Source organism: Streptomyces rapamycinicus NRRL 5491 (assembly GCF_024298965.1).
Lineage (GTDB): Bacteria > Actinomycetota > Actinomycetes > Streptomycetales > Streptomycetaceae > Streptomyces > Streptomyces rapamycinicus.
The window spans coordinates 3,891,062-3,909,601 of record NZ_CP085193.1; the positions used below are offsets into that span (position 1 = coordinate 3,891,062).

The window sequence follows — 18,540 nt, forward strand, 5'->3', positions numbered from 1 at the left end:
ATTGCCGCGGCGGCGGACCCGGCCGAGATACTGCGGGGCATGGACATGGCGTTGAAGCGCTTCGACACCCTCTGGACAGCCCTTGCGCTGCGGGTTTAGGGTCAATCCGCATGGCCGGGCAGAGTAATACCGGCCATGTGTCGAAGCGCTTCGCTGACAATCCCCCGGATGGAGGCCCCCGCATGGTCACCCTCGCCGAGGTCGCCCGCCACGCCGGAGTCTCCGCCAGCACGGTGAGCTACGTCCTCAGCGGCAAGCGGTCGATCTCCGCTCCCACGCGTGAGCGCGTCGAGCACAGCATCAAGGAGCTCGGCTACCACCCCAACGCCGGAGCCCGCGCCCTGGCCAGCAGCCGCTCCAACATCCTCGCGCTCATGGTGCCACTGCGGACGGACATGTATGTGCCGGTGATGATGGAGATCGCCATCGCGGTCGCCACCACCGCCCGCTCCCACGGCTATGACGTCCTGCTGCTCACCGGCGAGGAGGGCCCGGCGGCGGTGCGCCGGGTGACCGGCAGCGGACTCGCCGACGCCATGATCGTGATGGACGTGGAGCTGGAGGACGAGCGGCTGCCGCTGCTGCACGCGGCCCGCCAGCCCACCGTGCTGATCGGGCTGCCCGCCGACACCGTCGGCCTGACCTGCGTCGACCTGGACTTCACCGCCACCGGTGCGCTGTGCGCCGAGCATCTGGCGGACCTCGGCCACCGGGAGATCGCCGTCGTGGGCGAGGCCCCGGCCGTCTATGAGCGCCACACCGGCTTCGCCGAGCGGACCCTGGAGGGGCTGCGCCGCCGCGCCGCCGAGCTGGGGGTGCGGCTGCTGCACCGGCCGGGCGAGGGCAGCTACGAGTCCATGGACGGCACCCTCTCCCGGATCTTCGACGAGCGGCCCGGCACCACCGGCTTCGTGGTGCAGAACGAGGCGGCCATCGATCCGCTGCTCAGCCTGTTGCGCCGGCAGGGCCGCGCGGTGCCCGAGGACGTCTCGGTGGTCGCCATATGCCCCGAGCAGGTGGCCACCCAGGCGTCGGTGCGGCTCACCTCGGTGGCCATCCCCGCGCAGGAGATGGGGCGGCGGGCCGTGGCACTGGCCGTGGCGAAGCTGGCGGGCGGCGCCCCCGAGGAGCAGGTGACCCTGCTCGCCCCGGAGCTGACCGTACGGGCCAGCTCGGGCCCGGCGCCCGGCACGTCCTGACGCGACCCCGCCGGGCCGGTGGCGTACCGCCGCCGCGTGGCTGGCGGCGGCGGTACGCGGATGTCAGCTCGCGCTCACCCCGAAGCCGTTGGTGCGGAAGTCCAGACCGCCGGCCGAGGAGGTGATCTCGTAGCCGAACTGGACGTCGCCGATGGTCACATCGCCGAACCAGCCCTTGGTGTTCTTGATCCAGTTCACGATGGGCTTGATGTCCACGGAGCCGGAGGTGGAGTTCGAGGTGCGGATGAACGAGAAGACCTCATTGGCCCCGTTGCTGCCCTTGTAGACGCTCCAGGTGTGGCCGCCGAGGGTGACGTTGCCCTGGGCGGTGCCGAGCGGGCCGACCGGGCCGGTCTTGTTGACCCACAGCATGATCTCGTAGTCGTAGTTGGAGTCCCAGATGTCGTACGAGGTGTTGTAGGCGCCCGAGGACGGCACGGTGACGTTGTAGGTGCTGGTCAGCGTGGAGATGGCGCTGATCTTCTTGCCGACGACCTTCTTGGCGTTGGGGTAGGACTTGATGCCGCCGGTGTTCGGGTGGTTGGCCCACACTCCCCAGTCGCTGTAGGAGTTGGCCCAGATGGTCTGGGCTCCGGCGCCGGAGCCCCAGATGTTGTTGTAGAGGGTGTAGCCGCCGTTGGACCAGGTGCCCCACTGGTCCGAGGAGGACCAGGTCGCGGCCTGGGCGGGGGCGGCGGCGAAGCCGATCAGCGCGAGTAACGCGATCAGCGGGGTCAGGAAGAGCGTTCGAGCGGCTCGTTGCACGGGACCTTCCCTTTCGGATGAGGGGTTCGGGCGGAGGTTCGGGCAAGGGATTCGGGCGGAGCTTCAGGCAAGGGGTTCGGATGGGGCCAGGACCATGACCGCGAAGCGGTCCAGCCGGACGCTGGTGTGGTGCGCGCGCCCGGTGAGCAGATCCGTCCGCGCGGCCGGAGCGGACGGCAGGGGGACGACCGCCGGGGTGCGGCCGTGGTTGAGCAGGAAGAGATACGGGCCGCGCCGCACCGCCTCGACGCCCTCGGGGAGGCCGGGCAGCGCGGGTGCCAGCCCCGCCTCCTCGGCGGCGCGGCCGAGCAGGACGCGCAGGGCGGCGGGTTCGGGGAGGGTGGAGACGTACCAGGCGGTGCCGGTGCCGTAGGCGTTGCGGGTGACGGCGGGGCGGCCGTCGAGCTCACCGCCCTTGATCCGGGCTACCGGTTCGGCGGTGGACGGCTCCAGGTCCTCGGACCAGAGGGTGCCGTGGAACGCGCCCAGCCAGGCGCCCTCGGCGGTGAGCGTCTCGCCCTCGTCCAGCGGCCACCACTCGTGGACCGTACGGATGCCGAGGAGGCCGCGGAGGCGGCGGTCCAACCCGCCGGGGCGCACCCGGTCGTCCTCGTCGACGACGCCGGTGAAGAAGCCGCAGACGAGGGTCCCGCCGCCGCGTACATACGCCGCGAGGTTGTCCAGCGCCTCGTCGGTCAGCAGATACAGCTGGGGGACGGCGACGAGGGCGTAGTCGGTGAGGTCGGCGTGCGGATGGGCGAAGTCGGTGGTGAGGTTCCGCTCCCACAGGGCCTGGTGCCAGGCGCGCAGCAGCCGTTCGCAGGAGACCAGGGAGGAGGGGCGGCCGTCCTGGACGGTGGCCCACCAGGAGTGCCAGTCGTGCAGGATCGCGGCCCGCGCGGGGACGTCCGTGCCCGCGACCGGGGCCAGTTCGCGCAGCTCGGCGCCGAGTTCGCGCACCCGGGCGAAGGTGCGGCTGTGCTCACCGGCGTGCGGGACCATCCCGGAGTGGAACTTCTCGCTGCCCTGCCGGGACTGCCGCCACTGGAAGAAGCAGACCGCGTCGGCGCCGCGCGCGACGGCCTGGAGGGACCACAGCCGCATCAGCCCGTGCGGCTTGGGGTGGTTCACACCGCGCCAGTTGACCGGGCCCGCCGCCTGCTCCATGAGGACCCAGGGGCCGCCCGCCTGGGAGCGGGTCAGATCCTGGACCAGCGCCCCGTAGGCGACCGCGTGCGGGTCCTTGGGGTCGGGGTAGAGGTCGACGGAGACCACGTCCTCCTCCGCCGCCCAGGCCCAGCCGTCCTGGCCGATGAACAGCGGATGGAAGTTGGTGGTCACGGGGATGTGCGGGGTGCGGGCGGCCAGCGCGTCGCGTTCGGCGGTGAAGCACTCCAGCAGGGCGTCGCTGGTGAAGCGGCGGAAGTCCAGCGCCTGCCCGGGGTTGATCAGGTACTGGGCGCGGCGCGGCGGGATGATCTCCTCCCAGGAGTCGTAGCGCTGGCTCCAGAAGGCCGTCCCCCACGCCTCGTTGAGGGCGTCCAGGTCGCCGTACCGCGTGCGCAGCCAGCGGCGGAAGTGCCGGGCGGTCTCGTCGCACCAGCAGTGGGTGCCGTACTCGTTGCCGACGTGCCACATCCGCAGCGCCGGATGGCCGCCGTAGCGGTCCGCCAGGTCCTCGGTGATGCGCAGGGCGTGGTCGCGGTAGACGGGCGACGAGGCGCAGAACTGGTTCCGTGAGCCGTACCAGACGACCGTGCCGTTCTCGTCGCGCGGCAGGGTCTCGGGGTGGCGGGAGCCCATCCAGGGCGGCGGGGAGGCGGTCGGGGTGGCCAGGCACACCTCGATCCCGCCCTCGTGGAGCAGGCCCAGGACCCGGTCCAGCCAGTCGAAGTCCCGTGCGCCGGGGCGGGGTTCGAGCCGGGCCCAGGAGAAGACGCCGACGGTGACGGTGGTGACGCCCGCCCGGCGCATCAGCCGGATGTCGTCGTGCCAGACGCTCTCGGGCCACTGCTCGGGGTTGTAGTCGCCGCCGTAGAGGACGCGGCCGCGGGTGGCGTCGTTCAGGTCGGGCATACCGGCTCCCGTCTCGGGTCGGCTGGGTACGGGGCGACCGGCGTCAGCCCTTGACGGCGCCGGTGAGCATGCCCTTGGTGAAGTGCTTCTGGACGAAGGGGTAGAGCACCGCGACCGGGATCAGCGCGAGCACCATGACGGCCATCTGCACCGCCAGTCCGGGGATCTGCTGGGTGGAGATCATCTGGGACATGCCCTGCGGCGCCTGCTGCTTGATCACCAGCTGGCGCAGGATCATCTGCAGCGGCCACATGTCCTGGTCGTTGAGGTAGAGCATGGCGTTGAACCACTGGCTCCAGTAGCCGACCGCGTAGAAGAGCGAGACCACCGCGATCACGGCCTTCGACAGCGGCAGCACGATGCGGAACAGGATCCGCCAGTCCCCGGCGCCGTCGATCCGGGCGCTGTCGATCAGCTCGGGCGCGATGTTCTGGAAGAACGCCCGCAGCACCAGGACGTTGAAGACCGAGACGGCCCCGGGAAGGATCATCGACCAGTAGCTGCCCTCCAGGCCGACACCGGTGACCAGCAGATACGTGGGTATGAGACCGGCGTTGAAGAACATGGTGACCAGCAGCACCATCAGGATCGGCCGGTGCAGGAAGGACCCCGGGCGGGACAGGCCGTAGGCGCACAGGACCGAGACGACGGTGCTGATCACGGTGCCCACGGCGGTGAGCGCGAGGCTGACGAGCGTCGCCCGGGTCACCGTGCCGCCGCTCAGCAGCTCGGTGTAGGCGCGGAAGGTGATCGTCTTGGGGAAGATCACCAGCCCCCCGGCGTCGGTGATGGTCCGCTGGTCGGAGAGGCTGGTGACGATCACCACCCACAGCGGGCCGAGGATCGCCAGACACACCCCGGCCAGGGTGGCCCCCTTGAGCCCCTGGCCGACCCTGCCGGGCTCCTCCTCCCACACCGGTCGCCTCTCGTCGCGGCGCCGCCGCGCGGGCGGGGCAGCGGGTCCGGCCGGGGCCGCGGTCCGTTCGGTCACGGTCATTTCCGGTAGACCCCCTGCTCGCCGAGCAAATGAGCGACCTTGTTGGCGATCAGCACCAGCACCAGGCTGAAGACGCCCTTGATCAGACCGCCGGCGGCGGCGATCCCGTAGTCGGTGTTGGCGATGCCGACCCACCACACATAGGTGTCGAAGACCTCCGAGGCGCCGGGCCCCACCGCGTCGCGCTGGAGCAGGATCTGCTCGAAGCCGACGGTCAGCGAGTCGCCGACGCGCAGCACCAGCAGCAGGGCGACCACGGGGCGCAGCGCGGGCAGCGTGATGTGCCACATCCGGCGCCGGCGGTTCGCGCCGTCCACGGCCGCGGCCTCGTAGAGGTCCTGGTTGACGGCGGAGAGCGCGGCCAGAAAGACGATCACGCCCCAGCCCGCGTCCTTCCACACCAGCTGGGCGGTGATCAGGAACTTGAAGACGCCCGGGTCGGTCATCAGGTCGAAGCCCTCGTGACCGTGGGCGCGCAGCTGCTGGGCGAGCAGTCCGGCGCCGCCGAGCATCTGCTGGAAGATCGTGATCACCAGCACCCAGGAGAAGAAGTGCGGCAGGTACAGGATCGACTGCACCAGGCCGCGGACCTTGTCGCTGAGCACGCTGTTGAGCAGCAGCGCGAGCGCGATGGGCACCGGGAAGAACAGCACCAGCTGGATGAAGGTGATGGAGAGGGTGTTGGCGAAGGCGTCCCAGAAGCGGCTGTCCTCGAAGAGGAGGGTGAAGTTGTCGAGGCCCACCCAGGGGCTGGTCCACAGCCCCTGGGTGAACGGGTCGTAATCCTTGAAGGCGACCGTGGTCCAGAGCAGCGGGACGTAGGTGAAGAGCAGGAGCAGACCGACGGCGGGAGCGGCCATCAGCAGCAGGGTGCGGTCGCGGCGCAGCCGGTGCCACCATCCGGTGCGGGCCGCCAGGGCGCCACGGGCCCGCTCGGCCATCAGGCGCCGCTGCCGTTCTTCTCGAGGAGCCCCGCGTACCAGTCGCGGAGCCGGTCGCCGCCACCGCTGCGCCAGTCGCTGACGGCCCGCTGGGCGTCCTTGATCGACTTACGGCCCCGGGTGACGTCCTTCGCGAGGTCCTCGAACGGCGTGTAGAGCGAGGCGTACCGATTGGGCTCCTGGATCTGCATTCCGTAGAAGAGCGGTTTCCTGGCGAACTTGCCCATCCGCTGCATCCAGCCGCAGTAGTCCTCGACCATCTGCGGGAAGTCCGGATAGGCGACGCTCGCCTGCGGGGAGACGATGAAGCGATACGTGTCCTGGACGTCCCGGATCCCCGTGGCGTTCTTGACCGGTACGCCCTTCTTCATGTCGTGGTGCACGCCTTCGACGCCGTAGTCGATGAGGCGCTGCTCCTTGGTCCCGAAGGGCGCGGCGATGAAGTTCGCGAGGGCGAGGATTTCCTCGATCTGATCCTTGGAGAGTTTCTTGTTGAGGAAGGACCAGATCTGGGCGGGCGGGTCGAGATAGATGACCGGGTCGCCGCCGTCGGGGCCGAACCAGTCCATTCCCTGGATCTTGAAGTCGGGGTTGGGACCGGCCTGTTCGAAGGTGGCGCCGTACCACTTGGCGTCGCCGTCGTTGTAGAGGAGGGTCTGCCCGGAGGTGAAGCGGGTCAGCGCGTCATTGGCCTTGCCCGCGACCGCGTCGGGGTGGACATAGCCCCCGGCGAAGAGCTTGCGGCACCATTCCAGGGCCTCGAGATAGTTCTCGGTCTCGACCTTGTGGACCAGCTTGCCGTTCTTCTCGATCCAGTAGTACGGCTTCTCCCCCGGGCAGCCGAAGAACCGCTGCGCCGACCACCACATGTCGTCGCAGGCCCACACCTTGCTCTTGGGCCGGGTGATCTCCTTGGCCAGGGCGAGGAATTCCGCCGGGCTCTTGGGGACCTGATAGCCCTCCTTGGTGAAGATGTCCTCGCGGTAGTAGGGAATGACGCCGGTGAGCGGACGGGAGGGCATCGGCAGCCCGCGGAGCTTGCCGCCGAAGACGGACATCTGCCAGGCGGCGGTGGGAATGGCGGCGAGGTTCGGATATTTCTTGACCTTGTCACCGGAGAGATACGGGCCCAGATCGGCGAACTTGGCGCTGACCGCGCCATGAATCCGCCCGCCCATCTCCCACAGCGGAATCATCACGATATCGGCGATGTCGCCGGAGGCGAGGACGGCGCCGAGCTTCTCGCCGTAGGTGTTGCCGTCCTGCGGCTGGAGCTTGACCGTGGCGCCGAGCGCCTCGTTGACCGCCTTGTAGTAGGCGTTGTTCTTGGGCGGCGGGGTGCCCCAGAGCGGTTCGAACATCGTGTAGCTACCGCCGTGGCCGGGCTTGCCCCGCACGGAGGCGACCAGTTCGGCGGCGGGCGGCGCCTTGGTGTAGCCGGGGCTGGAGCCGTTGACGCCGGGGATGTCCGGGTCCGACACCTTCGAGGCCACATAGGTGGGCAGCAGGTTCTTCAGCTCCTTGCCGGAGGTGGTGCCGCCCTTGCCGGAGCCCTCCTCGGTGGAGCAGCCGGTGAGCAGCGGAACCCCTCCCGCGACGGCCGCCGCGGCAACCGCCGTGGCGGCCAGGAAGGTTCTCCGGCTGGGAGGGGAAGTGGAGGCCGAAGCCTGGGAGTTCGGCATTGCGTCAACCCTTCGTGGCGTGCCCGCCGTACGACCGATGGTCGAGTTGGCCGGGATTGATCGAAGATTGGTCGAAGCGCTTCGATATTGCGCCGAGATTAAGGCGGGGGGTGGGGTCGCGCAAGAGTGGTGGCGCAAGGTGCTGATGGGTTGTGTTCCCGTGGAGCCTTGACAGGGTGGACACGGTGCGCCCAGCATCGAAGCGCTTCGAATCGACAGTCGAATCGAGTCGATTCGACGTCAGGGGCCGGGGAAGTCGGCGCACGAGCTGGGGAAGAGGGGCCGTATCCGTGAGCGATGACGGTGATCTGATCACGCGTCCGCCCTTCCGCGATCCGCCCTTTCGCGATCCACGGCTGCCGGTGCGCACCCGCGTCGAGGATCTGCTGGCCCGGCTCACGCTGGATGAGCGGATCGCGATGCTCCACCAGTACGCGCCCGGAGTGGAACGGCTCGGCCTCGCGCCCTTCCGCACCGGACAGGAAGCGCTCCACGGCGTCGCCTGGATGGGCCCTGCGACCGTCTTCCCCCAGGCCGTCGGGCTCGGCGCGACCTGGAACCCGGAGCTGGTGCGGCGCGTCGGCGAGGCGGTCGGCCGTGAGGCGCGGGCCATGCGCGCACGCGATCCGCGGGTGGGCCTCAATGTGTGGTCGCCGACGGTGAATCCGCTGCGCGATCCGCGCTGGGGCCGCAACGAGGAAGGGTACGCCGAGGATCCGTACCTCACCTCGGCCCTGGCCACGGCCTACACCCGTGGGCTGCGCGGCGACCACCCGGATCGTTGGCGCACCGCGCCCGTCCTCAAGCACTGGCTGGCGCACAACAACGAGACCGACCGGGACACCACCTCCTCCTCGGTGCGGCCGCGGGTACTGCACGAATACGATCTGGCGGCCTTCCGCGGGGCGGTGCGGGCGGGTTCGGTGGCCGGGGTGATGCCCGCGTACAACCTGGTCAACGGGCGGCCCAACCACGTCTCTCCATATCTGCGCGAGCACTTGCGCACCTGGACCGGCCAGGAGCTGGTGGTCTGCTCCGACGCGGGCGCGCCGTCCAATCTGGTCGACTCCGAGCACTACTTCGACACCCATGAGGAGGCCATCGCGGCGGCCCTGCGGGCGGGGGTGGACAGCTTCACCGACCACGACCAGAACCCGTCGAGGACGATCGCGCGGGTGCGGGGCGCGCTGGCGCGCGGGCTGATCGACGTGTCCACGGTCGACACGGCGGTGCGGCGGCTGCTGGGGATGCGGTGTGCGCTGGGCGAGTTCGACGACCCCGGCGGGCAACCAAAGGAATGCGACGGTGCCTTCGACACCCCCGCCCATCGGGCGCTCGCCCTGGAGGCCGCCGAACAGGCCGTCGTCCTGCTCACCAACGACGGTCTGCTGCCGCTCTCCGAGAGCGCCGTCCGCACCCTCGCGGTCGTCGGTCCGCTCGCCGACGAGTGCGAGCTGGACTGGTACAGCGGCAGCCTGATCCGCCGCAGTACGCCGCGCGAGGCGCTGGCCGAGCGGCTCGGCGCGGACCGGGTGGTGTTCGCGGACGGCCTGGACACCGTACGGCTGCGCACGGCGGCCGGTTGGGTGCGGGTGCCGGACGCGGCGACGGAGGACGAGGGTCCGACGGAGGACGAGGGTCCGGCGGAGGCGGTGGGCTCGCTCAACCCGGCGCATGCGGCGGGCCGTACCGATCCGCCGCCGCTGACCGTCGGCGACACCCCCACCGATCTGTCCCTGGCCGACTGGGGCGGCGGTGTGCTCACCCTGCGCGCGCCCTCCGGCCGCTGTCTGACCGTGGCCGAGGACGGCTTCGTCCGCGCGGCGGCGGAGCAGCCCGGGGGCTGGGTGGTCCAGGAGACGTTCACGCTCGAAGCGCACCCCGGCGGACACCTCCTCAGGCACCTGGGGACGGGTGGCTACGTCTGTGTCGCCGCGGGCGGGCTGAAGGTTGCCGAACGTGACGGCGGCGAGGAGGGGACCGGGACCGTCTTCCGGCTGGAGGTCGTCGAGCGCGGCGAGGACGCGGTGACCCGCGCCGCCGCGCGGGCGGACGCCGTGGTGGTCGTGGCGGGCAACGACCCGCACATCGGCGGCCGGGAGACCGAGGACCGCACCACCCTCGCCCTGCCCGCCCAGCAGGAGCGGCTGTGGCGCGCGGCGCACGCCGCCAATCCGCGGACCGCGCTGGTGCTGACCTCGAGCTATCCGTACGCGGTCGCGGAGGCGGCCGATGCGCTGCCCGCGCTGCTGTGGACGGCGCACGGCGGCCAGGCGGCGGGCACGGCGCTGGCGCGGGTGCTGTTCGGGGACGTCTCACCGGCGGGGCGGCTGCCGCAGACCTGGTACGCCTCCGAGCACGATCTGCCCGATCCGCTCGACTACGACATCATCGCCTCGCGCGCCACCTATCTGTACTTCGACGGCGCCCCGCTCTTCCCCTTCGGGCACGGCCTGTCGTACACCGCCTTCGCCTACGGCGAGCTGTCGGTGCGGCGGGAGGCGGGGCTGACCGTGGAGTGCGAGGTCACCAACTCCGGTCCGTGCGACGGCGAGGAGGTGGTGCAGATCTACGCGAGCGCCCCGGGGTCGCGGGTCCCGCTGCCGCACCGCCGGCTCATCGCCCATCGCAGGGTGTGGCTGCGCCGGGGTGAGAAGGTGCGGCTGTTCTTCACCGTTCCGGTCGAGGACGCGCTGGGCTTCTGGGACGTGGCGCACGGCCGCTGGACCGTCGACCCGGGGACGTACGAGATCCACGCGGGCGTGTCCAGCACGGACCTCCGCGGCACCGCCACCGTTACCGTCGAGGGCCCGCCGCCCGCACCGCGCCCGGTGCTGCGGCGCGGTCTGGAAGCCGCGGACTACGACGCGGCGGACGGGATCGTGCTCGTGGACCGCGCCAAGGTCCGTGGGGACGCGGTGGCCTGCCATGACGGCGCGGTCGGCCGGCTGCTCTTCCGCGCCTGCGACTTCGGCGCGGGGGCGGTGTCGATGACGGTCGAGGCCGCGTACGAGGTGACTGGGGCGGGGGACGTCGCGGCGGAGGGCGCGACGGTCGAGGTGCACCTCGCCGACGGCACCACCCTGGCCACCGCCGCCGTCCCGCCCACCGGCGGCCGCTACGTCTACACCACGGTCCGCGCCGCCCTGCCCACGTCGCCGGCCGGCGTGCGGGATCTGCACATCACGCTGCGCGGCGGCGGCCTGAGACTGGCCCGTCTCGGCTTCTCCGGTTGAGGGTCCGGAGTGGCCGGGACGGGTCAACCCGCTGCCTTCCCCATACGCCGGGCCCCGCGGCGGGGCCCGGCGGTGGGTGGGTCAGAGGTCGAGGCCGGTGAGGACCATGACCCGTTCGTAGGTGTAGTCCTCCATCGCGTACCGCACGCCCTCGCGGCCGACGCCGGACCTCTTGGCGCCGCCGTAGGGCATCTGGTCGGCGCGGTACGAGGGCACATCGCCGATGATCACGCCGCCGACCTCCAGCGCGCGGTGGGCGCGGAAGGCGGTCCGCACCTCGCGGGTGAAGACGCCCGCCTGGAGGCCGTACTTGGAGTCGTTGACGGCCGCGAACGCCTCGTCCTCGTCCGCCACCTTGTGCAGGGTGAGCACCGGTCCGAAGATCTCCTCGCAGGAGACGGTGACATCGGCGGGGACGTCCGCGAGCACGGTCGGGGCGTAGCTCGAACCCTCGCGCTTGCCGCCGGTGAGCAGCTTCGCACCGGCCCGGACGGCCTCGTCCACCCAGGACTCGACGCGCTTGGCGGCGTCCTCGCTGATCAGCGGGCCGACATCGGTGGCGTCCTCGGTCGGATCGCCGGTGGCCTGCGCCTCGACGGCCGCGACGATCTTCGGCACGAGCTCCTCGTAGACGGACGCGTCCGCGATCACCCGCTGCACGGAGATGCAGGACTGTCCGCCCTGGTAGTTGGAGAAGGTGCCGATGCGGGTGGCCGCCCAGTCGAGGTCGGCCTCGGCGGCGTAGTCCGACAGCACGACCGCGGCGCCGTTGCCACCGAGCTCCAGGGTGCAGTGCTTGAGCGGCACCGACTCCTTGATCGCGTAGCCGACCTTCTCCGAACCGGTGAAGGAGATGACCGGCAGCCGCTCGTCCTGGACCAGCGCGGGCATCCGGTCGTTGGGCACCGTAAGGACGCTCCAGGAGCCCGCCGGGAGGTCGGTCTCGGCCAGCAGCTCACCGAGGATCAACGCGGACAGCGGGGTCGCGGGCGCCGGCTTGAGGATGATCGGCGTGCCGACGGCGATCGCCGGGGCGACCTTGTGGGCGCTGAGGTTCAGCGGGAAGTTGAACGGCGCGATGCCGAGGACGGTGCCGCGCGGGAAGCGGCGGGTCAGCGCGAGCCGCCCGGTGCCACCGGCGTCGGTGTCCAGCCGCTGGGCGTCCCCGCTGTTGAAGCGGCGGGCCTCCTCGGCCGCGAACCGGAAGACGGACACGGCGCGGCCCACCTCGCCGCGCGCCCACTTGATCGGCTTGCCGTTCTCGTCCGAGATCAGCCGGGCGATCTCCTCGCCGCGCTCGGCGAGACGGCGCGACACATGGTCCAGCGCGGCGGCCCGGACGTGCGCGGGGGACGCGGCGAACTCCTCACGCACCGCGTCGGCCGCGGCCACGGCCTCCTCGATCTGGGCATCGGTGGGAACGCTCACCACGCCGACGCGGCGGCCGTCCCAGGGCGAGGTGACCTCGAGCGTGCTCTCGCCCGTCGCCTTACGGCCGGCGAGCCAGAACGCGTGGGTGACAGCTTCGTGTGTGTCTGGCACAGCGGATCCCGACCCTTCTGAAGTGGTGTCTCTCCTCCCACCGTAGGCGTGCCCCGCCCGCTCGGCGTTTGTCCGAGGCGTAGCAGTCGGACGCGCGGGGGCTACGCAATGGCGTGCCGGAATGGGGAGGGACCGGGAGGAGGCGGGTATGGGCGGTGACCGGAGTGGGGCGGCTGGGGCGGTGATCGGGAAGAGTCGGCGGCTCGGGGCGGGGGCGAAGGCGGAGGTGGAGGCGAAGGCGAAGGCGGAGGTGGAGGGCGGAAGCGGGCGGTTCAGGTTCAGGCCGAGGTGCCGGGGGCCGTGGCCTTGAGGGCCAGCCAGAGCTCCATGCGGACGTCCGGGTCGTCCAGCGAGCGGCCCAGGATCTCCTCGACGCGGCGCATCCGGTAACGCAGGGTGTGCCGGTGGACGCCGAGGTCGGCGGCGGCCGCGTCCCACTGGCCGTGCCGGGAGAGCCAGGCACGCAACGAGGCGACCAGATCGCCCCGGCCGGTGGCGTCGTGCTCGTGCAGGGCGCGCAGCATGCCGTCGGCGAACGCCCTGACGGCGTCGTCGGCGAGCAGGGGCAGTACCGAACCCGCCGCCACCTGCTCGTGCTCGACCAGCATCCGGCCGCGGCGGCGCGCCACCGACAGCGCCTGCTCCGCCTGGCGGTAGGCGGCCGCGGCGGCGATGGGTCCAGCGGGGGCGGACAGCCCGATGACGAGCTCGTCGCCGCGGGGCGCGGCGACCGCGGCGCGGTCACGGGGGCGGGCCTTCGTACCCCGGCGGTCCTCGACGGCCCGGGCGTGCTCGGCGCATGCAGCGACCGCCGCCCCGCCGTCGGGGGCCAGCACGATGAGCCGCTCACCGTCGGGCACGACCAGCACCGACTCGCCGATACGGGCCGCGGCCGCCTCCATGGTGTCGACGAGCGTGCCGAGGGGATCGGCCGCCTCGGCTTCACCCGCGGCCGTGGTGGTCGCTTCGGTGGGGAGTTCCGCGGGGGCGTCGTCCGCGGCGGACGGCGCCGCGTGCGCCTGCTGGGCCGTACCGCCGGACGGCACCTCGGCGACCAGCATCCGGAACGGCGCGTCGAGCAGCCCGCCGTACAGCCGCCCGGCGACCGCCCGCGCATGGTCGGGCTCACCCGCGAGCAGCATCCGCAGCACGGCGGCGCCGAGCCGCTGCTCGGCCTCCTGGAGGGCGCGGGAACGCTCGGTGGTCAGCGTCAGCAGCGCGACCGCGGAGTGCACGGCGTAGCGCTCGGCGGTGCCCAGCGGCGCGCCCGTGCCGACCGCGAGCACCCCACGCGTACGGCGCCCGGTGCCCAGCGACTGGAGCTCCACCCGGTCGGCGACGGCCGAGTCCTCGGCCGGTTCCGCGCCCGTGGCCCCGGCCGGTCCGCAGCCCCCGCCGACCACGATGCTCGCGGGGCCGGGGCGGGAGCGCAGCCGCTCGACGTCGGCGGTGAGCCGGGCGGCGCGGCGCGCGGCCCAGTCGGGGGCGGCGGCGACCACGGCGCCGGAGACGTCGTAGAGCGCGGCCCAGCCGTCGAGGTGGGCGGCGAGCCGGGCGAGCAGCGCGGTGGGCCCCTCGGCGCCGATGGCGGCGCGGGTCAGCTCGCGCTGCGCCTCGAACCCGGCCGTCACGGCCCGGTACTGGTCCGCGGCTATCGCCGCGGAGACGGCCTTGCTGATCGCGATGAACGGGGTGCGGCGGGGCACGCCAAGCAGCGGCAGCCCCTCCTCCTTGGCGGCCGTGGCGAGCGCGGGCGGCACCTCGGCGTAGTTGACGCCGAGCGCGAAGCCGAGCCCCACCACTCCCGCGCCCACCAGCCGCCGCACATAGCGGCTCATCTCCTCCGGGTCATCCGCCTCGATCTGCATCGCGGTGATCAGGAGCAGTTCGCCGCCGTCCATATAGGGCACGGGGTCGGCCAGCTCGCTGACATGCGCCCAGCGCACGGGCGTCTCCAGCCGGTCCTCGCCCGCGAGGACGGACAGCTTGAGACCGGGATGGCGGACGAGTGAGGCGAGCGTGGGAGGCATGGCACCTTCGAAGCGAATGCGACGACTTGCGACGACTTCACCGTCCCGTATGAACGGCTACTGCCGATTCTGCCTCAATGGAGGAAAACGCGGAATTGACGGCCTGATTTCGCCACGGGTATGGCCGTGACGCTGCGGTTCCGGTGGCCCCGGCCACCATGGCGGCCGGGGCAACCGTGGCGACCAGAGCAGAGCGGCCAATGACGGCGATGAGGACCGACCGGAACGGCCGGAACGACCGCACCGACCGGAACGCCCGGAACGGCCGCCGATCACCCGCGCAGATCCACCAGAACCGGGGGCCCGCCCTCGCCCCTTACGGAGGTCACCGACAGCACCGCATGCCCCGGGGGGACCGCATGGGCCAGTTCCGAGGCGGACCAGCGCTCGCGCTCCACCGTCCGTACGGTCACCGACTGGGTGGTCACCGCCCTGCCGGTGGCGACCTTACGGATGAAGTGCAGGACCTTGGTGAGCGGCTCCTCGGCGATGATCTGCCGGTCGGTGACATCCCGGGTCTCGACCCACTCCGTCCCCCACACCTCGGCGAACCGCGCCCCGTCCCAGGTCGTCACCCCGGCACAGGCCATCCGGCAGCCGACCGCGCCGAGCAGCGCGCTGCGCAGTGACTCGGGCACGTCGTCGAGGGTGCGGAGGGTGAGCACGGCGCCCGCGTGGGCGGAGCGGAGCCGCTGGATGCCGCGCAGGGCCTCGGGAGTGATGGTGTGCGAGGCGTCGTCCAGGACCAGGCAGGCGAACAGCGAACGGTCGACCCGGCCCACGGCGCACTCGGTGAACTGCGCCAGGACCAGCCGCGCCAGCATCCGCGACGCCTCCGCATGGCCGCGCTCGGGCAGGTCGATACGGACCCGGAGGGGGTGTTCGAGGGCGCGGAGCGAGAACGGGCGGCGGTCGCCCGCGGTGTCGAAGAAATCGGCGAACGCGGGCCGGTCCAGCAGCGCGATCCGGTCCGCGAGCAGCGCGCCCACGTCCCCGGGCGCACCCGACTGCCGGACCCGCGCCTCCAGCTCACGGGCCTGCGCCCGCTCCCCCGCCTCGTCCAGCGCCTCACGCAGCGCGTTGACTGCCGTCTTGGAACCGTCCAGCAGCTCCCGCAGATCCGGGACGGACGGGAAGCGGCCGTGGGCGGCGCGGTAGGGGCCGAGCAACTGGGCCAGCGCGGTGGCGGCGCGCCGGCTGTCCCCGCCGGGCAGCGAGGCCGCCATGTCGCCGATCAGGGCCTCGGCGAGGATGCCCGCGGCCTCGTCGGGGTCGGTGGTGCCGCCGTAGAGGTCGAGGTCATAGCCGGAGTCGGGCCGGCCGATCTTCACGACGACGTCGAACGCCTCATCCGCCCCGAGCCCGGCCCCCGCCGCCCCGACCGCCACGACCGCGACCTGCCCGGCGAGCGCCTGCAGACACAGCGACTCCACGACGGGCCGCACCACCCGCCCCGTCTTCCCCGAACCGGGCGGCCCGACGGCCAGCAGCGAGGTGCCGAGCACCTCGGGATCGAGGGCGAGCCCGACGCCACGGTGCTGGTAAGGATTGCGGGGATCCTCAGCCGCGGTGCCGAGGCGGACCTGATGGGCGAGGAGATCATGCCGCGCCGTCCGGGCGGGCAGATCCCGCGCCCCGGACGGATGGCCGTACGAGGCGGCGCCATTGCGCAGCACGGTGTCGGTGAACGAGGCGAGCGAATTCCGCCCCGCCCGCACGGACTGCCAGGCGCGCTCGATCCGGGCGTGGTCGACGTCATTCATCGCCCCCCCGCGCGCGTCCGCCGCCAGCCGATCAGCCGCACTGTGGCCCCCCGCGGCCCGCAATTGCGGCCACTCCACCGGATCCCCCTCCGGCCGCCCCGCGGCAGCCGCCTCAGGAGCGGGCTCATCCCAGGCCCGCCGGAAAAGGGGCGCGACGTAACGGCGCCAGACCTCGGGCCAGTGGCCGACGCGACCGAAGATCACGGCGAGGACCCCTGCGAAGATGACTTGGTAGATGCGCCAAGCCCAGACGAACGCCATCTTGTCGTCGCCTTCGACCCAGGACTCCGGGGTCAGCAAGTACAGCGGCCAGAGGTAGAAGCTGCCGAAGTACTCGTAATAGATCAGTGACCAGACCAGCCAGCCGCACAGGGCCGAGATCAGGGCCCCGCTGAGCAGCCGCTGCCCCGGAATCCGATCCGGCTCCTCCGGTGCCTTCGGCTTGTGCTCGTACGTCCACACCCCCGGCCCCGCCTCGGATCGCGGAGCGCGCAGCCAGGCGACGAAGGACGGGCGGGCCGCGGGCGCGGGGACCGGAGGGGCGCCGGGGGCCGCCGGGGGCGCGGTCGGCGGCATCGGCGGCGGGGTGGCCGGAAAGGAAGGCGGGGATTGCGGAGGCGGGGGTGGGGGCGGGTTGTGGCGTGTGCTGCGTGGGTCGAACGTGCCCTCGGTGTCCATGTGCTGCCCCTTGCCCCCTGACCGGCTGTTCCTCGGCTTTCGCGCCATCGCTCAATCTAGTGTTCCCGCGCGGGGAGTTCAGCGACCCGGGCGGGCCCGTCTCACTCGCGGGGTCCGTAAGGCCGTCGTCGGGCTATGGCCGTCGCGGACAAGGAAACACGCGCAGTGCTCCCGAACGGAACATGCCTCATCCCTCGCCACGCCCATAGCCTGCGACTAAAGCCCCCTGTTCTTTCCCCTGGAGCCCGTCATGACCGAACTGTCCGGAGGCCCGGCCCTCCCCCAGGAGCGTCGCGTCGTCACCGCCATTCCCGGCCCGAAGTCGCAGGAGCTGCTCGCCCGTAAGAACGCGGCGGTCGCCAGTGGGGTGGGGAGTGTGCTGCCGGTCTTCACCGTGCGCGCGGGCGGCGGTGTGATCGAGGACGTGGACGGCAATTCGCTGATCGACTTCGGTTCCGGTATCGCCGTGACCTCCGTCGGCTCCTCCGCGGAGGCCGTCGTGCGCCGGGCGTCCGCGCAGTTGGCGGACTTCACGCACACCTGTTTCATGGTCACGCCGTACGAGGGCTATGTGGAGGTCTGCGAGGAGCTGGCCCGGCTCACGCCCGGCGACCACGCCAAGAAGTCGGCGCTGTTCAACTCGGGCGCCGAGGCGGTGGAGAACGCGGTGAAGATCGCGCGTTCGTACACCAAGCGCCAGGCGGTCGTCGTCTTCGACCACGGCTACCACGGCCGGACCAACCTCACCATGGCGCTCACCGCCAAGAACATGCCGTACAAGCACGGCTTCGGCCCCTTCGCGCCGGAGGTCTACCGCGTTCCGCTCGCCTACCCCTACCGCTGGCTGACCGGCCCGGAGAACTGCGCCGAGGAGGCCGCGGCCCAGGCCATCGACATGATCAGCAAGCAGATCGGGGCCGAGAACGTGGCCGCGATCATCATCGAGCCGATCCTCGGCGAGGGCGGCTTCATCGAGCCCGCCAAGGGCTTCCTGCCCAGGATCGCGGAGTTCGCCAAGTCCAACGGCATCGTCTTCGTCGCGGACGAGATCCAGTCCGGCTTCTGCCGCACCGGCCAGTGGTTCGCCTGTGAGGACGAGGGCATCGTCCCGGACCTGATCACCACCGCCAAGGGCATCGCGGGCGGTCTGCCGCTGGCGGCCGTCACCGGCCGCGCGGAGATCATGGACGCGGCGCACTCCGGCGGTCTCGGCGGCACCTACGGCGGAAACCCGGTGGCGTGCGCGGCGGCGCTCGGCGCGATCGAGACGATGCGCGAGCTGGACCTCAACGCCAGGGCCAAGCGCATCGAGGGGGTCATGAAGGGCCGCCTCGGCGCGATGCGGGAGAAGTACGACATCATCGGCGACCTCCGCGGCCGCGGCGCCATGATCGCAATCGAACTCGTGAAGTCCGGCACCAAGGACCCCGACCCCGCGGCCACGGCCGCCGTCGCCAAGGCGTGCCACTCGGCCGGGCTGTTGGTGCTGACCTGCGGTACCTACGGCAATGTGCTGCGTTTCCTGCCGCCGCTGGTGATCGGCGACGACCTTCTGAACGAAGGTCTCGACATCCTCGAGAGCGCCTTCGGCGAGCTGTGACTGTGAGTGATCGATGGGTGGCGTGAAGAAG

At 71.7% G+C, this 18,540-nt stretch carries 11 protein-coding genes; 3 read left to right on the top strand and 8 right to left on the bottom strand.

Annotated elements, in window-relative coordinates; translation table 11 throughout:
* Positions 1–182 precede the first annotated feature (182 nt).
* Positions 183–1,199 carry a LacI family DNA-binding transcriptional regulator gene (locus LIV37_RS15645; protein ID WP_020868098.1) on the top strand — a complete coding sequence of 339 codons (1,017 nt, stop codon included), beginning with the start codon at positions 183–185 and terminating at the stop codon, positions 1,197–1,199.
* A 63-nt stretch (positions 1,200–1,262) separates the two neighbouring features.
* On the opposite strand, the gene LIV37_RS15650 is transcribed toward LIV37_RS15645, so the two are convergent.
* The 5 genes from LIV37_RS15650 to LIV37_RS15670 all read right to left on the bottom strand — a co-directional run bounded on the left by LIV37_RS15650 (position 1,263) and on the right by LIV37_RS15670 (position 7,660).
* Positions 1,263–1,964: a glycoside hydrolase family 12 protein gene (locus LIV37_RS15650; RefSeq protein WP_020868099.1), complete on the bottom strand. Its 702-nt coding sequence runs from the start codon at positions 1,962–1,964 to the stop codon at positions 1,263–1,265.
* Between the two features lie 63 nt (positions 1,965–2,027).
* Positions 2,028–4,040 carry a beta-galactosidase gene (locus LIV37_RS15655; protein ID WP_020868100.1) on the bottom strand — a complete coding sequence of 671 codons (2,013 nt, stop codon included), beginning with the start codon at positions 4,038–4,040 and terminating at the stop codon, positions 2,028–2,030.
* Between the two features lie 43 nt (positions 4,041–4,083).
* Positions 4,084–5,037, bottom strand: a complete 954-nt coding sequence (locus LIV37_RS15660) for a carbohydrate ABC transporter permease (protein ID WP_020868101.1) — start codon at positions 5,035–5,037, stop codon at positions 4,084–4,086.
* Positions 5,034–5,978 (bottom strand): ABC transporter permease, encoded by a 945-nt coding sequence (locus LIV37_RS15665; protein ID WP_020868102.1) that lies wholly within the window; start codon positions 5,976–5,978, stop codon positions 5,034–5,036. Before LIV37_RS15665 ends, LIV37_RS15660 begins: the two co-directional genes overlap by 4 nt.
* On the bottom strand, positions 5,978–7,660 hold the full coding sequence (locus LIV37_RS15670) for an extracellular solute-binding protein (protein WP_020868103.1): 1,683 nt from the start codon (positions 7,658–7,660) through the stop codon (positions 5,978–5,980). The genes LIV37_RS15665 and LIV37_RS15670 overlap by 1 nt, the downstream gene beginning before the upstream one ends.
* A 290-nt stretch (positions 7,661–7,950) precedes the next feature.
* Between LIV37_RS15670 and LIV37_RS15675 the strand changes: the two genes are divergently transcribed.
* The gene (locus LIV37_RS15675; protein WP_020868104.1) at positions 7,951–10,896 is read left to right on the top strand and encodes a glycoside hydrolase family 3 C-terminal domain-containing protein; all 2,946 of its coding nucleotides are present in this window, start codon (positions 7,951–7,953) and stop codon (positions 10,894–10,896) included.
* A gap of 81 nt (positions 10,897–10,977) precedes the next feature.
* On the opposite strand, the gene LIV37_RS15680 is transcribed toward LIV37_RS15675, so the two are convergent.
* The 3 genes from LIV37_RS15680 to LIV37_RS15690 all read right to left on the bottom strand — a co-directional run bounded on the left by LIV37_RS15680 (position 10,978) and on the right by LIV37_RS15690 (position 16,909).
* A complete protein-coding gene (locus tag LIV37_RS15680) occupies positions 10,978–12,438 on the bottom strand; it encodes an aldehyde dehydrogenase family protein (RefSeq protein WP_020868105.1) in 1,461 nt (486 codons plus the stop codon).
* 278 nt (positions 12,439–12,716) lie between these two features.
* Positions 12,717–14,468, bottom strand: coding sequence for a PucR family transcriptional regulator (locus tag LIV37_RS15685; RefSeq protein WP_020868106.1), 1,752 nt, complete (start codon positions 14,466–14,468; stop codon positions 12,717–12,719).
* A gap of 272 nt (positions 14,469–14,740) precedes the next feature.
* Complete coding sequence (locus tag LIV37_RS15690) at positions 14,741–16,909, bottom strand: type IV secretory system conjugative DNA transfer family protein (RefSeq protein WP_121824902.1); 2,169 nt, start codon at positions 16,907–16,909, stop codon at positions 14,741–14,743.
* 250 nt (positions 16,910–17,159) lie between these two features.
* Here LIV37_RS15690 and gabT point away from each other — a divergent pair, with 250 nt between their 5' ends.
* Positions 17,160–18,509: a 4-aminobutyrate--2-oxoglutarate transaminase gene (gabT, locus tag LIV37_RS15695; protein ID WP_020868108.1), complete on the top strand. Its 1,350-nt coding sequence runs from the start codon at positions 17,160–17,162 to the stop codon at positions 18,507–18,509.
* Positions 18,510–18,540: the final 31 nt, after the last annotated feature.